This window comes from Thermogemmatispora sp. (genome assembly GCF_019683635.1).
In the GTDB taxonomy this organism is placed as follows: Bacteria; Chloroflexota; Ktedonobacteria; order Ktedonobacterales; family Ktedonobacteraceae; genus Thermogemmatispora.
Genome location: NZ_JADGIA010000014.1, coordinates 17,759 through 31,725, shown reverse-complemented (window position 1 = coordinate 31,725; position 13,967 = coordinate 17,759). Strand labels below are relative to the sequence as shown.

The following is a 13,967-nucleotide window of genomic DNA, read 5'->3' as shown; positions in this document are numbered from 1 at the left end:
TGTTTTTTACACCTTCCCGCTCCCGTGAGGCTATGGTATAACACGTATAGTAATACGGGGATTTTTATGGCCTGGAGATACATCTTCTTGAGCGCGTACGCGCTCTGCTAACTGGCAAGAGGAACGAACGCTTCCTGAAATGGAGGCGGGTGGCTCTTGTTAGGAGGGACCCTGGAGGGAGTGTTATGCCTCATGGCTAAAGGTCGTGACAAGACTGCTGATAGCCTTCTACCTGTGTTGGAATTCTTCCGGACGAGGCAGCAGACTGGGCTGCTGAGCGTGGAGCGCCTGCGCAATGGACAGCTGGAGGAAGGGGAGATCTATTTGCGCGCTGGCCGTCCCGTCTATGCCGCTGCCGGTCAACTCGCCGGCCAGGATGCGCTCAATCTCCTGCTGACCTGGAGCCCTATCCGCTTCGCCTTTTTCCCGGATGCTCCTTATCCGATGCGCTCCGATAGCTCCTCTCTTCCCGCGGCGCGCCTCACCCCTTTGCTACCCGGGGTGGCGCGCAGTGAGAGCGATCCTCAGCTCCCTCTGGCGCCGGAGAAGGTCAACGACGATGCGGCTGGCTATATTGGTATATCTACATACGGTAGCAGCTATAAGCCTGGCCTCGAATGGCTGGTGCCGCGGCGCCTGAGCAACGATCTGAGCGTTTTAGCGCTGCTGAGTCGGCGACAGCGCTCGGTCTATCTGCTTGTCGATGGGCGGCGCACGGTTGCCGATCTTGCCCGTTGCACCAAGAAGAGCGTGCAGGAGATTGAACGCATCCTGATCGAGCTTCAAGAGCAAGGGCTGGTGGCTATCTGAGCCAGCGAAGAGCGAGCAAGCTCATCTGAGACAAGACTACTCTTGCCTTGCCCGGGCGCTGGCCAGGGATTGCCTGACCCGCCCGCCAGCTCACTGCTTGGCGAGGCGGTCAGGTCCGGTCAGGCTGCCGTGGTTATCATCGGCAGTAGTTCGCTCAGTTGCTGCAGCCAATTGGAACCAAGCAGGCGGCGTGGAATGCGGATAACCCCTTGCTGGACGCGAGCCTCGTTACGGAAGCGATGATAGAGGGCCACGCGGTTCGGAATCACCGAACGTCTGACGGTAACCACCAGCTCATTGTTTTTGAGCGAGATGGCCTCAATGCCCTGGTGGGCTGCCTCGATCTTGAGCCGGATGAGCGTGAGCAAGTTCTGCACCGGGGGCGGGGGTGCCCCAAAGCGGTCGGTCAACTCGGCAGTGATGGCCTCCACCTGCTCATGGGTGGTGAGATTGGCCAGACGCTGGTAGAAATTGACCTTCAGGGTGCGGTCCCCAATATACTCATCCGGCAAATAGGCATCCAGCGGTAGGTCAATGGTGACCCCGGGCATGCCCGTCTCCTCTTTCTGGCCCTGCAGCTCCTGCACCGCCTCGGCCAGCAACTTGCAATAGAGATCGAAGCCCACTGAGTTCATGAAGCCCGACTGTTCTGCCCCGAGCAGATTGCCCGCGCCGCGCAGCTCCAGGTCCTTCATGGCGATGCGGAAGCCGGCTCCCAGCTCTGTGGCTTCAAAGATGGCGCGTAGCCGCTTCTCCTGCAGCGGCGTCAGGCGGGCCTCCTTGTTGTAGAGAAAGTAGGCGTACGCCTGCTGGGCTGAGCGCCCTACGCGACCTCGCAGCTGATAGAGCTGCGCCAGTCCGAAATGGGCGGCGTTGTTGACAATGATGGTGTTAGCATTGGGAATATCCAGCCCATTTTCGATGATGGTTGTGGAGACCAGCACGTCGTACTCGCCGTTAGCGAAGCCCAGCATGATCCGCTCCAGCTGTTCCTCATTCATCTGCCCGTGAGCCACGGCGATACGAGCTTCTGGCACGAGCTGCTGCAGCTTTTGCGCCAGCATCTGGATGCCAGCGACGCGGTTATGCACGAAGAAGACCTGGCCTCCGCGGTCAAGCTCGCGCAAGATGACCTCACGGATCAGTCCCTCGTCATATTCCCGAATGGCTGTCCGAATGGGCAGGCGCTCCTGAGGCGGCGTCTCGATGACGCTCATATCGCGCAGGTTGACCAGAGCCATGTGCAGTGTGCGAGGAATCGGCGTGGCCGTCATGGTCAACACATCAACCTCGGTGCGCAGCTGCTTGAGCCGCTCCTTGTGCATGACCCCGAAGCGCTGCTCCTCGTCGATGATAAGCAGTCCGAGCTGGAAGAAGACAACGTCCTTCTGCAGCAAGCGGTGGGTGCCGATGATGATGTCGATTTTCCCCAAGGCGAGGTCTTCCAGAATCTGCTTCTGCTCCTTCTCGGAGCGGAAACGGCTTAGCAGCTCGACGCGCACAGGATAGGGCTTGAGCCGCTCCTTGAAGGTATTGTAATGCTGGAGGGCGAGGACGGTGGTGGGCACAAGGATCGCCACCTGGCGCTGATCCAGCACGGCCTTGAAGGCGGCGCGCAGAGCAACCTCGGTCTTGCCGTAACCCACATCGCCGCACACCAGGCGATCCATCGGCCTGGGGCGCTCCATATCGGCCTTAACTTCTTCAATGGCGCGCGCCTGGTCGAGCGTCTCCTCGTAAGGGAAGGCGTCCTCCAGCTCTTTCAACCACGGCTGTTCGGAATCAGGTGGAAAGGCATGGCCCTCGGTGGTCTCGCGCAAGCTGTAGAGACGCAGCAGCTCCCGCGCGACGTCCTGGACGCTCTCTTTGACCCGCGCTTTGGCTCGCGTCCATTCGGTGCTGCCCAGCTTGCTGAGAGCCGGCACGGCCTCCCCCATTCCGATATAGCGCGTCACACGGTCAAGCTGGTCCGTTGGGATGTAGAGCTTGTCGTTGCCGGCGTAGCGGATGAGCAGATACTCGCGCTCGACGCCGGTCAGATTCATTCTGACCAGGCCTTCGAAGCGCCCGATGCCGTGCTCCTGGTGGACGACGTAGTCGCCGGGATTCAGCTCGGTCAAGAAAGAGGCCGGCGTGACTGGTCGGCGTCGTTGGGCCGGGCGGCGCTTGGACCAGCCAAAGACCTCCGCGTCCGAGTAGACGTTAAGGCCCAGAGCGCGTGACTGCCAACCCTCTGCCAGATGCCCCTGGATGAGAGTGAGGCTGCCCTCGGCGGGCAGCTCTTTGATGCTGCTGCCAGGACTAACGTGAATCGGCCCCTCTTCTTCGGTGCTGGCCTCGTCGGCGAAGACCTCGGCGAGGCGACGCGCCTGGGCTGTGACGATCACAACGCGCTCGCGCCTGGCCAGCGCTTTACGGCAGTCGTGGACGAAGGCCCGGATGCGTCCGCCGTAGGAGTTCGCGCTGCTGCAAGTCGGCAATAGCGGCTCTTGACCGGTCGCAGACGCGCCAGACGCGCCATCGGGATCATGCTCCCCTGTGGCGGCAAGGATGCCGGCGAAATGGAGCTGACGGCGCTGCTGCAGACGCGGGCTCAGCTCCTCCCAGGAGAAGTGCGCCGGTCGCAGGTGGGCCGGGTTCTCGCGCTCCGCTTCCAGGCGGTCCTTCATCTCCTGGGCCTGGGCATCGAGGTCACGAATGCGATTCTGAATGTGCTCAGGCTCGTTGAGGATGACGAGGGCATCCTTGGGAAGGTAATCGAGCAGCGTCACCGGCTCGTGTAAGTAGGGTAGGTAGAAGGCGATGTCCTCGAAAGAACGGCCCTGGCGCAGCAGCTCCAGGTCGCGGCGCCAGCGTTCCTCGGCATCGCGATGGAGAATGCGCAGATCGAGCTTCTCTAGCTCACGGGCCGCCTGTGCTCCCCGCGTTGGCAGGGCCTCGCGCGCTGGCCCAATCAGACAGCTCGTGAGCGGATTGAGCGAGCGCTGGGTCTCTGGGTCGAAGGTTCGCAGCGACTCGACTTGATCGCCAAAGAACTCGACACGCACCGGTCGGCTCAGCGTGGGGGGAAAAAGGTCAACAATGCCCCCACGATGACTGAATTGACCCGGTTCCTCAACCTCGGCTACTGGCTCGTAGCCTAGATTGTAGAGGTGCTCCAGTAACAGCGAGAGATCCAGCTCCTCGCCCTGCTGCAGCTCATAGAGCGTGCGACCTAGCTCATGAGACGGCATCAGCGGCTGCGTCAAGGCCCTTGCTGCGCAGACGAGCAACAGCTGCGGCTCACGTCGCAGCAGGCCGATGAGAGCTTGCATGCGCTTCTGCAGCGTCTCGGCGTCGCTAAGTAGACGCTCGTATGGCAGGGCGGTGCGCCCCGGAAAATAGAGGACCTGGCTACCCTCCGGGGCAAACGCGGCCAGACTCTCTGCCATCTGCCGCGCCCCTTCTTCCTCATCCGTGACGATAAGCAGCGGCTGCTCGTATGCTGCCGCCAGCGCAGCAATAACGAAAGGACGGGCCGGTTCTGTAATTGCGTCAAGAACCGGCAGCCCTTCAGCAGCACGCAGCCTTCTGAGTAGTCGTTTGAAATCGGTTCTCTGGGTGAGCAGTGATAATAAGCCTTGGAGTGTCAATCTTGCCTCACAACACCAGCTAAGATTTCTTGGTGTGACTGGTTTCTTCTGCTATGCTTATTAGATTTGTTTGGTTGCTGGCTGGCTGAGGGCTTAGCTCAGCGGGTGCGGCATACTGAGGCGTCCCGCTCCTCTGGCACTGGCTGTCCCGACAAGGGGAGCAGGCCCATGCGGCGACCCTCAGTCTAGCACAGCGAGCCTGTTCTGTCGAGAGAGCAGGTCTTCCCATCAGCGTTAGCTGTTCAGCTAGAAAAGCATTGCTGCTCCACTGAGCCTGTGATCCCTCGCGACCTGACGGCTGCCAGCCGGCCTCTTCCCCACAGTCCCAGCAGACACGACACGCCAACCCGGGCCGAGGTCTGGCTCTGCAATGAGGATTAATCGCTCTTGTCTTTCTTATAGTTTATCTTATCATAAGCAGGCTCAGCTTGGCAAAAAGGCGTGGAGGCGCTCACTGAGCCTTGGGTGCCTCTGGTTGGCGGCTGCGTATGCGGGCATAGGCCCGTCCGATGGCGGTACGGAGGCGTTGGGCCGAGGCTTGCAACGCCTCATCGCTATCGCGGCCAAAGCCACCGGAGCGTGGGGTTCCTCCGATTTCCAGGATAGCAGGGCCAGCAAAGCCGCGTGCGAGCAACTCTTCGCAGTAGCCCTCGATATCCAGGGTTCCCAGGCCCAGGGGCAGATGGTAATTCAACTGTGGTAATGGTGTATCCGAGACATGGATCAGGATCATCCGCGGAGTCAGTGCCAGGTAGCCGGGCAGGGCTTCAGGAAGGGTATGATTGATGTCCCAGACGAAGCCTAGCTCGGGCACTTGTTCCAGCAACCAGGCGCAACGATCCGGTCTGGCGAAGGGGCCAGCCGCAGGCTCGTTGTGCTCGATCCCCAGCAAGAAAGGTGGAGTCTGGGAGGTGGCCAGAGCCAGGGCCTCCTGCAGAGCGGGGACAAGACGTTCTTCCAGAGCCTGCAGGGCATCATGGCTGCTGGGCGAGGCCGTGAGATGAAAATGGACGCGACTACAGGGTAAACGGCGGATTGCTGGAAGATTGGCCGCCAGCACTGTGGCCAGGGTTGCCCCGCTTGGCGTGGTTCCTGCTGCCGTCAGAGGGAGAGTGATCTCCAAAGCGCAGGCCAGGCCAGACCCCTGTAGGGCCGCCGCGACCGCCTCAAAGGAATCTCCTAGCGTCTGCTCGCTAAGCCCTGTTTCTGAACCACGGAGCTGCAGCCACTGGAAGCCACAGGAGCGAGCAAAGGCGATCTCCTCGCGCAGTGGACGCCAGTGGCTGGGGAAAAGGCGGGCTACCATGCCGATCTGGATCGGAGGGCGGCGGGTTTGTTGACGCTGACGTTGTTCCTCTGCGCGGCGCCGGGCTTCTGGATCACTATTCACCACGCTCATAGCGGTCTCCAGGCCGCGTGTGAGCACCAGCTCGATAGCTGCCACGGCCTCGTCTTCAGCCCGTTCCAGTTGGCTGCGCTCTGCAGCAGGAGGGACCCCCAGCACATAATCGATCACGCTCATACGTGGGTGAGTCGGGCGTCCAATGCCAACGCGCAGGCGTGGAAACTGATCACTATGTAAATGGTGAACAATGCTCTCCAGACCATTGTGACCGCCAGTGCTACCGCGGGCGCGCAGGCGCAAACGTCCGACAGGAAGATCGAGATCATCGCAGACGACCAGGATATCCTGGGGAGAAAGCCGATACCAGCGGGCAAGAGCGCCCACGGCCTCGCCGCTGAGATTCATATAGGTCAGGGGCTTCACCAGAACGACCTTCTCTCCCCCAACCGAGCCACTGGCCAACAAGGCCCGATTGCGCTCTTCGCTCCAGCGCCAACCCAGCTTCTGAGCCAGCTTCTCAACGACACGGAAGCCGACGTTGTGACGCGTCGGCGCATATTGAGGGCCAGGGTTGCCCAGTCCAACAATCAACTTCATTTATTGCTAATTCAGAGATCTGTTATCTATTTTTAGGAAGAAAAAGGCGAAAAGAAATCTATAGCCGAGCTAACGACCGTAGGCCAGGCGTATAGCCAGATACTGGGGCAGGCCGGCCTTAATGATTTTCTCCTGTGTCTTCTTAATATCGTAGGGCACACGGTAGAACTCAAAGCCGGCTTCTGTGTCATAGATCATGAAAGCGGCGCGTGGATCACCATCGCGTGGCTGTCCCACTCCACCGGGATTAATAATCGCCCGGTAGCCGGCGGGCGGGTCCCAATGGCCTTCTGGCGGAGTCAGCATCTCGTTGGTGACCTTGATCATGCTCTGGCTGAGGCCAAGCAAGGCCAGCAGTTCCTCGATCTCACTGTTGAGGCGATCCTCGGCGCTGACAATCTTCTCCTCGGAAGTTCGCGATTCGATCGCCTCAAGCGCCGCCACAATATCGGCGTACTCACCTTCCTGCTCCAGCTCGTTAGGCTCGGTCCTGGGGGTCTGTTCGTCGGCAGAGGCCTGCTCGACACTGGCAGCTTCTCTGGTTGTCGCTGGGGCAGCCGTCTTTGTCACTGCTTCTTGCATCTCCTCAGCGGCCTCCTCCTCCGTCAGGTCAAGGCTCTCGCCTTCGCCCAGGCTGGCAGGGGCGGACCGCTCTGAGCCTGAATTGCCTGTGCTGCTCTCATCGGCCTCGGCGGCAGTCGCAGCAAAAGCCGTTTCCTGCGCGCGTTCCCCAGAAGCGCCAGAGCTGTCGGCCTTGTTAACGCTCATAGGCTGCTGGAAGATCACTGGAATATGGGTATGGCCCACAAAGCAAAAGCGGCTACTAAAATACTGGAAGCTACGCTCAGCCAGCACCTCGGAGGTCAGGTACTCCCAGAGGGGGCCGTAAGGACTCCCATGTACGAGTGTCACGTCGCCGATATCAAGGCGCTCTGGGAGGTTAGCCAAAAACTCGCGATGCTCTTCCGTCAGCTGCTGAGCAGTCCACTCGGCGGAGATGCGCGCGGCGGCGCTAAAGTCGTCAAGATCGATCTTGTTTACCGCCGCCCAGTCGTGGTTGCCCGCGATGATCACATCAGTACGCTCGCGCAGCAAAGAGATACAGGCATTGGGGTCGGGGCCATAGCCAACCAGGTCCCCCAGGAACCAGATTTGATCGATGGGTTTCTCTTTAGAGATCTCATCGATCTTGGCGAGCACTGCTTCCAGTGCTTCCAGGTTCGCGTGTATATCGCTGAAAACGGCGTAACGCATTGCTGTCCTTTGTGCCAAAGGTTAGTGCGAGCATGGTCAGGTCGTAAAGTTTATTCTATCATGTTTGCGTTCACCTGACCAGTACGTCTTGCCGGCAAGATGGCCCAGAATCCGGCATCGCATAGCGGATCTGGCAGAAGCCACCAGATGCAAGCAAGATCTGCCGCGGCCAGCCTCGTCGTGCATCCTCTAAGCTAGATAGAGGGTGGTGCCGAGGGGCCGGGAGGCGCGAGGGGCAGCGAGAAACCCCAGTCGAGCAGACGGCGGGCGTCCTGAAAGCGAGCTTCGGGGCCAGGGGTATCGAGCACGACGCCGATCAGGTGATGGCCGTTGCGCGTAGCCGAAAAGACCAGACAGTAGCCAGCCTCTCCCGTAAAACCCGTCTTGATGCCTGTCGCCCCTGAGTACGTGCTCAGCAACTCGTTTGTCGAGGTCCAGACGTGGGCCGCATGAGTAGCGGTTGCTGGCACCGAATAGACGCGCGTTCCCACAATCTGGGCAAACAGTGGGATGCTCATAGCATAGTGAGCCAGACGCACCAGGTCAAAGGCCGTGGTATAGTGGCCTGGTGCCGGCAGCCCATCCGGGTTGGCATAATGCGTCTGGAACAAGTGTAGTCGCAGAGCAAAAAGATTCATGAGAGCTACGAACTTCGCCGTCGAACCAGACAGGCCATCGGCAATCGCAATAGCCGCGTCGTCGCCCGAGGGGAGCAGCAGCGCATAGAGCAGATCGCGCAGCGTCAGCTGCTCTCCCACCTGTAAGCCTGCATTGCTCCCATCATTATCGCGGACCTCGCTCACCGCGTCGGCGCCGACCGTGATCTCCTGATCGAGATTGCCGATTTGCAAAGCGATGACCGCCGTCATAATCTTCGTTGTGCTGGCCATAGGGCGCGGCACCTCACCGTTGATATCGGCCAGAATGCGATCGCTATCGGCGTCCAGCAGCATAGCCTCGGCGGCGGTCAGCGAGGGGGGTGAGCCGCGAGGAGTCAACACGGGGGCCAGGGTTGGCCGTGGTGTTGGCGAGAGCGAAGACGACCCTACAGTTGGGGTCGCCGTCGTGCTGGTACCGCCTGCCAGCCCGGTCCCCCAAGGGGTAAAAACCAGCAAAGAGGCCCCAATAGCGATGCAGGCGGCCAGGACCAGGAGTAGCGCCGCCAGTAAGCGACTGACCAGCGGTGACAAACTTGGAAAAGCAGAACGGGGACGATACTGCTGTTGTGGCAAGGCCAGGCTCTCCTTCTTCGGCTCCGTCCACAGCAGGTAGAGGGCAGCCAGATGAGAAGCGGATGGTCGCTTACCTTACCTTGCCTTGCCTCGCTTGCCCAGGCGAGGCAAGCTGTCTGGGCTGCTCTCTTCCTCTACGCTACAGGGCCGGGCGCTGGGTATGATAGTCCGTTACACGCTGGAAAGCATCAGCCACGCGCAGAATCGTCGCCTCGGCAAAGGCGTTGCCGAGAATCTGCAGTCCTACGGGCAGGCCCTCGCTGAAGCCGCTGGGAATCGAAATGCCGCAGATCCCGGCCAGATTAGCCGGGATAGTGAAGACGTCGTTCAGGTACATCTGGTAGGGATCTGACAGCTTCTCCCCCAGCTTAAAAGCCACCGTTGGTGAGGAGGGGCTGACCAGTACATCGCACTGCTCGAAAGCACGCTCGAAGTCCTGTGCGATGAGCGCCCGCACCTTCTGGGCCTGTTTATAGTAGGCATCGTAGTAGCCGGCGGAGAGCACATATGTTCCCAGCATGATACGGCGCTTGACCTCTGGCCCAAAGCCATATTGACGTGTCTTATCAAGGGCCTCCCACATATCGCTGGTGTCGCGATAGGAGTAGCCGTACTTCACGCCATCGTAGCGAGCCAGATTGGCGCTTGCCTCGGCAGGGGCGATGATGTAGTAAGCGGCGACCCCATAGCGGGTATGGGGCAGTGAGACCTCGCGAATCTCGGCCCCCAGCTCGCGCAAACGATTGACCGCCTCCTGGCCAACGCGCGCCACGCCGGGGTCCATACCAGGGGCTTCCCAGTACTCGACAGGCACACCGATACGGAGACCGCGGATCTCGCCCGTTAGCTCCGCCGTATAGTCGGGGACAGGAGTGGCTGAGCAGGTGGAGTCGCGTGGATCGGGGCCGGCGATGGCCTGCAGCAGCAGAGCGGCATCGCGGGCTGTACGCGCGAAGGGCCCGATCTGGTCCAGTGAGGAAGCGAAGGCAACCAGGCCAAAGCGGGAGACGCGACCGTACGTTGGCTTCAGTCCTACCACGTTGCAGAGTGCCGCCGGTTGACGAATCGAGCCGCCAGTGTCGCTGCCCAGCGCTCCCGGAGCCATGCCCGCGGCCACGGCAGCCGCCGAGCCGCCGCTGCTGCCGCCGGGTGTGCGTTCCAGGTCCCAGGGGTTATGCGTGGGGAAAAAAGCCGAGTGCTCGGTCGAAGAGCCCATTGCGAACTCGTCCATATTGGTTTTCCCGAGCATCACCGCTCCTGCGGCCTGGAGGCGCTCCATTACCGTTGCATTAAAAGGAGGGCGGAAATGCTCCAGCATGCGCGAGCTGCAGGTCGTTGGGATATCCTTGGTGCAAATGACGTCCTTAATGGCCAGTGGGATGCCGGTGAGAGGGGTCACCTGCTCGCCGCGCTGCAGGCGCTGGTCGGCCTCCTGGGCCTGTTGGAGCGCCAGGTCTGCTGTCACCAGAGTAAAGGCACGGAGGCGCCTATCGAGGGCCTCAATCCGCTCCAAAAAAGCGCGTGTCAGCTCAACAGAAGAAATCTGGCGCTGGCGCAGCAGCGTTGCCGCTTCACTCAGCGTTAGCTCATGCAAAGCGCTCATCGACTAGGACTCCTCCAACACAGCATTCACCTTCAGACATTGCTCCTCCTGGTCGGGGGCATTGGCCAGGAGCACTTCCGGGGGATAGGAGGGACCAGGCTCATCCTCGCGCATCACGTTCGTGAGACGTGAGGCATGGGCCAGGGGAGAGACCCCGCTCACGTCTGCCTCGCGCAGAATAGCCATATGCTCCAGAATGCTGGAGAGCTGTTGACGAAAAAGCTCAACCTCCTCGTCGCTCAAGCCGAGCCGTGCCAGCTGGGCAATGTGGAGTACCGTTTCTCGATCGATCAAGACCCCGAGCCTCCTTCAATCTGACTAACCTGCTGATCGCTTGCCTTTTCTTTTTATACAGTGGAAGCTCTAACGAGCCAGGATAGAGACGCTTGACGAATCAGAATCTGCAACAAGCATCAAAAAGCGCTCTCAGGAAGACAGTGCAGGGTGAAACTGCGCTGCCCAACGGAACAGCAGAGCAGCAAGTGAGCTACCAGCGGATATGGAAGCCACTCAGTGGCTCACTGGGCTGGCGCCAGTCGACGCGGACCTCATGGACCTCGGCGGCGGAAGGACCACGGTGCAACAGAGTCAACAACCGTTCCAGAGCGGCGCGTGGCCCTTGCGCCAGCACCTCCACGCTGCCATCGGCCAGGTTGCGCACGTAGCCGCGCAGACCAAGAGCTGTGGCGTGATGCATGACAAACTGGCGGAAGCCAACCCCCTGGACATATCCCAGGACGCGGGCGTAGAGTTCTTGCCTCTCGTTGTCCTGTTGCATGGCTTTCATGATATCATATTCACCCTTCTGAGGATAGTCCTTTCTTTTAGGGGCAGGACGGATGGCTTAGCCCGACTGGCTGGAGGACAGCGGCGAACGAATGGAAACCTCCTGATGCTCGCGCCTGCCTTCCGTCTCCCTCCCCAGATGGAGGAGAAGAGGCCATTCCTTCAGCCAAAATTCAGCAATCTTTGCTAGACTGGCTCTAGATTGCGATCGTTGCTCCACTATCAATGTTATTATAGGAGAAAAACGGAGGCAGACGCTTTAGCAATCGCCAGTGCTCAGGTCGCGCCACAGGAGAAGGGTAGGAAAGGCTGGCGTCCGGGGCAAACTGGTATCATCCAGGCGGGCAGTGTGGTACACTAAAGCAGGTTGAGCTGTTCCTGGATTCGGGCCTCCGTGACCTGATCGGAGAGTAGAGCATGCAGTCAGTACAGGATCTCGCTGCCGCTGTTCAGCGAGTGATTCGCAACGTTGAGAGCGTCATTGTTGGTAAAGCCGAAGCTGTCACCTTCACCCTGATCGCCGTCATCTGTCGGGGCCACGTCTTGATTGAAGATGTGCCGGGCGTAGGCAAAACGGTCCTGACCAAGTCCATTGCGCGCTCGATCGGCTGTAGCTTTAAGCGCATCCAGTTTACCCCTGATCTGCTGCCAACCGATATCACCGGTGTCTCGATCTACAACCAGAAGACGGGCAATTTCGAGTTTCGCCCTGGGCCGATTATGGCGCAGATTGTGTTGGCCGACGAGGTGAACCGCGCAACACCCAAGACCCAGTCGGCTCTGCTGGAAGCGATGGAGGAGTCGCAAGTTACCGTCGATGGCCGGAGCTATCCCTTGCCTGAGCCATTCATGGTTATGGCTACCCAGAACCCCATCGAATACGAGGGAACTTTCCCCTTGCCCGAGGCCCAGCTCGATCGCTTCATGATGAATATCAGCCTGGGCTATCCTTCCCCTGCCGATGAGATCAATATCCTCAATAGCCAGCAGCACCATCACCCGCTGGAGGATCTGCAACAGATCATGACAGCGGAGGAACTGCTAGAGATACAGAAGCAGATTCGCGCTATTCATGTTGACCAGTCTATTCGTGAGTACATTGTGGCCATCACCAACGCCACGCGCAATCATGGCAACATCTATCTGGGAGCCAGCCCTCGCGGCTCGCTAGCGCTCTTCCGCGCTGCGCAAGCGCTGGCGGCCATTCGCGGGCGTAACTATGTGATCCCAGACGATGTCAAGATGATGGTCAAACCAACGCTGGCGCATCGAATCATCGTCACCCCAGCGGCCCGCGTGCGCTCGGTCACCTCCTCGGCCATTCTGGACGAGATTCTGCAGACGGTGCCGGTCCCGGGCGCCTGGGTCGGAGGAGGAAAGGCGCGCTGAGCCATGCGGAGCTGGCAGACCGTTTTTCTGGTGCTCTTGATTGTGGTGACGGGCTTTCTGGCCATCAGTAGCGGCTGGAAGGCGCTCTATGTGGTCACCTATGTATTGCTGGCCGTCTTTCTGCTCTCACTGCTATGGGCCCATTACAGTCTGCGCGGATTGGTCTTTCATCGCGCGGCCCCCTTTGGGCGCGTCCAGGTGGGTGATACCTTCGACGAGCGCCTGATGTTAGATAATGTAAGCATCTTTCCCAAGCTCTGGGTGCAGATCGTCGATGGTTCCACGCTGCCTGGCCATCGCGCTGGTTATGTCGCCAGCATGGGCGGGCGCAAGCGCGCGCTCTGGCGGGCCCGTACGGTCTGTCGGCGCCGAGGTCGCTACCAACTTGGTCCCGTGATTGCCAGTAGTGGCGACCCCTTTGGCCTCTTCCGGCGTCATCGTCTGCTCTCGCCGGCCTATGAGATCCTCGTTCTCCCGCGCGTCATTCCTCTGGCGGGCTTTGCCTTTTTTACTGGTGGCCTGCCCGGTAAAGGACGCAGTACCCGTCGCGCGCTCCATACGACAACGAACGCTACCACCATCCGGGAATACGCAAGCGGCGATTCGCTCAGCCGCATTCACTGGCCCTCAACGGCACATTATAATAAACTGATGGTCAAGGAATTCGATCTTGATCCAGCAATGGATGCCTGGATCTTCCTTGATCTCCATCAGGCCGTGCAGGCGGGCGAGGGAGAAGAATCGACAGAAGAATATGGCATTACGATCGCGGCCTCGCTCGCCGTCTATCTGCTGCGTCAGGACCTGTCTCTGGGCCTGATTGTCAACGGTGAGCGTCGAGAGTTTCTGGCGCTGGATCGCGGCGAGCGCCAGATCGAGCGTGTGCTGGAGCTGTTGGCGGTGGTCAGGGCGGGATCTGGACCGGACTTGAAGGAGGCGTTGGCGCTGGATGCCCTGCATTTTGGTCGCAATACAGCGGCCATTGTGATTACCCCTTCAACCTCGCGCGACTGGCACGAAGGGTTAAGGCACTTGCGCCGCCGTGGGGTCCAGGTGGCGGTAATCGGACTGGAGGCCGCTTCTTTTGATGGGCGACCCGTCGATGAAGATACGTGGGCCTTGCTGGAAGGCGAGGGCGTTCCCGTGCTGCGCGTCAGACGGGGCGACTCGCTAGCAGAGGCGCTCGAACGCGGCCCGAGCGTGCGCTCTCTCCAATGGAGGTCTTGATATGGGCCAGGCCACTGCTGATCGTTTCTCTCGGCTGTTCTCGGAGCCTGAACGCCGCCCCAAGGGGGCAGGTTCACCAGCCCCAAACCCGG

The 13,967-nt window shown here is 60.2% G+C and carries 10 protein-coding genes; 3 read left to right on the top strand and 7 right to left on the bottom strand.

Translation table 11 applies throughout. The annotated features are described in order from the left end of the window. Positions 1 to 192 precede the first annotated feature (192 nt). Positions 193 to 810 (top strand): DUF4388 domain-containing protein, encoded by a 618-nt coding sequence (locus tag IRZ31_RS03210; protein WP_297149475.1) that lies wholly within the window; start codon positions 193 to 195, stop codon positions 808 to 810. Positions 811 to 929: 119 nt separating this feature from the next. Here the strand turns inward: IRZ31_RS03210 and mfd are convergent, their stop codons facing one another. The 7 genes from mfd to IRZ31_RS03175 form a co-directional block, all read right to left on the bottom strand. Beyond that, positions 930 to 4,241, bottom strand: a complete 3,312-nt coding sequence (mfd, locus tag IRZ31_RS03205; protein WP_297149473.1) for a transcription-repair coupling factor — start codon at positions 4,239 to 4,241, stop codon at positions 930 to 932. Between the two features lie 652 nt (positions 4,242 to 4,893). Next, entirely contained in the window at positions 4,894 to 6,384 is a 1,491-nt protein-coding gene (pth, locus tag IRZ31_RS03200; RefSeq protein WP_297149471.1) for an aminoacyl-tRNA hydrolase, read from the bottom strand. 69 nt (positions 6,385 to 6,453) lie between these two features. Continuing rightward, positions 6,454 to 7,638, bottom strand: a complete 1,185-nt coding sequence (locus IRZ31_RS03195) for a metallophosphoesterase family protein (protein ID WP_297149469.1) — start codon at positions 7,636 to 7,638, stop codon at positions 6,454 to 6,456. Between the two features lie 194 nt (positions 7,639 to 7,832). Next, positions 7,833 to 8,870 carry a D-alanyl-D-alanine carboxypeptidase family protein gene (locus IRZ31_RS03190; RefSeq protein ID WP_297149467.1) on the bottom strand — a complete coding sequence of 346 codons (1,038 nt, stop codon included), beginning with the start codon at positions 8,868 to 8,870 and terminating at the stop codon, positions 7,833 to 7,835. A gap of 139 nt (positions 8,871 to 9,009) precedes the next feature. Continuing rightward, the gene (gatA, locus tag IRZ31_RS03185; protein WP_297149465.1) at positions 9,010 to 10,473 is read right to left on the bottom strand and encodes an Asp-tRNA(Asn)/Glu-tRNA(Gln) amidotransferase subunit GatA; all 1,464 of its coding nucleotides are present in this window, start codon (positions 10,471 to 10,473) and stop codon (positions 9,010 to 9,012) included. Between the two features lie 3 nt (positions 10,474 to 10,476). Beyond that, positions 10,477 to 10,767: an Asp-tRNA(Asn)/Glu-tRNA(Gln) amidotransferase subunit GatC gene (gene gatC, locus IRZ31_RS03180; protein WP_151726858.1), complete on the bottom strand. Its 291-nt coding sequence runs from the start codon at positions 10,765 to 10,767 to the stop codon at positions 10,477 to 10,479. Between the two features lie 193 nt (positions 10,768 to 10,960). Further along, positions 10,961 to 11,260 (bottom strand): acylphosphatase, encoded by a 300-nt coding sequence (locus IRZ31_RS03175; RefSeq protein WP_223258250.1) that lies wholly within the window; start codon positions 11,258 to 11,260, stop codon positions 10,961 to 10,963. Positions 11,261 to 11,676: 416 nt separating this feature from the next. Between IRZ31_RS03175 and IRZ31_RS03170 the strand changes: the two genes are divergently transcribed. After that, entirely contained in the window at positions 11,677 to 12,648 is a 972-nt protein-coding gene (locus IRZ31_RS03170) for a MoxR family ATPase (RefSeq protein ID WP_297149454.1), read from the top strand. 3 nt (positions 12,649 to 12,651) lie between these two features. Beyond that, positions 12,652 to 13,875, top strand: coding sequence for a DUF58 domain-containing protein (locus IRZ31_RS03165; RefSeq protein ID WP_297149452.1), 1,224 nt, complete (start codon positions 12,652 to 12,654; stop codon positions 13,873 to 13,875). Positions 13,876 to 13,967: the final 92 nt, after the last annotated feature.

What these genes read in the sequence shown, in the direction of transcription:
- IRZ31_RS03210 (WP_297149475.1), top strand. Translation starts at nt 193, where the DNA reads ATGGCTAAAGGTCGTGACAAGACTGCTGATAGCCTTCTACCTGTGTTG.
- IRZ31_RS03170 (WP_297149454.1), top strand. Translation starts at nt 11,677, where the DNA reads ATGCAGTCAGTACAGGATCTCGCTGCCGCTGTTCAGCGAGTGATTCGC.
- IRZ31_RS03165 (WP_297149452.1), top strand. Translation starts at nt 12,652, where the DNA reads ATGCGGAGCTGGCAGACCGTTTTTCTGGTGCTCTTGATTGTGGTGACG.
- gatA (WP_297149465.1), bottom strand. Translation starts at nt 10,473, where the DNA reads ATGAGCGCTTTGCATGAGCTAACGCTGAGTGAAGCGGCAACGCTGCTG.
- IRZ31_RS03175 (WP_223258250.1), bottom strand. Translation starts at nt 11,260, where the DNA reads ATGAAAGCCATGCAACAGGACAACGAGAGGCAAGAACTCTACGCCCGC.
- IRZ31_RS03195 (WP_297149469.1), bottom strand. Translation starts at nt 7,638, where the DNA reads ATGCGTTACGCCGTTTTCAGCGATATACACGCGAACCTGGAAGCACTG.
- pth (WP_297149471.1), bottom strand. Translation starts at nt 6,384, where the DNA reads ATGAAGTTGATTGTTGGACTGGGCAACCCTGGCCCTCAATATGCGCCG.
- mfd (WP_297149473.1), bottom strand. Translation starts at nt 4,241, where the DNA reads ATGGCAGAGAGTCTGGCCGCGTTTGCCCCGGAGGGTAGCCAGGTCCTC.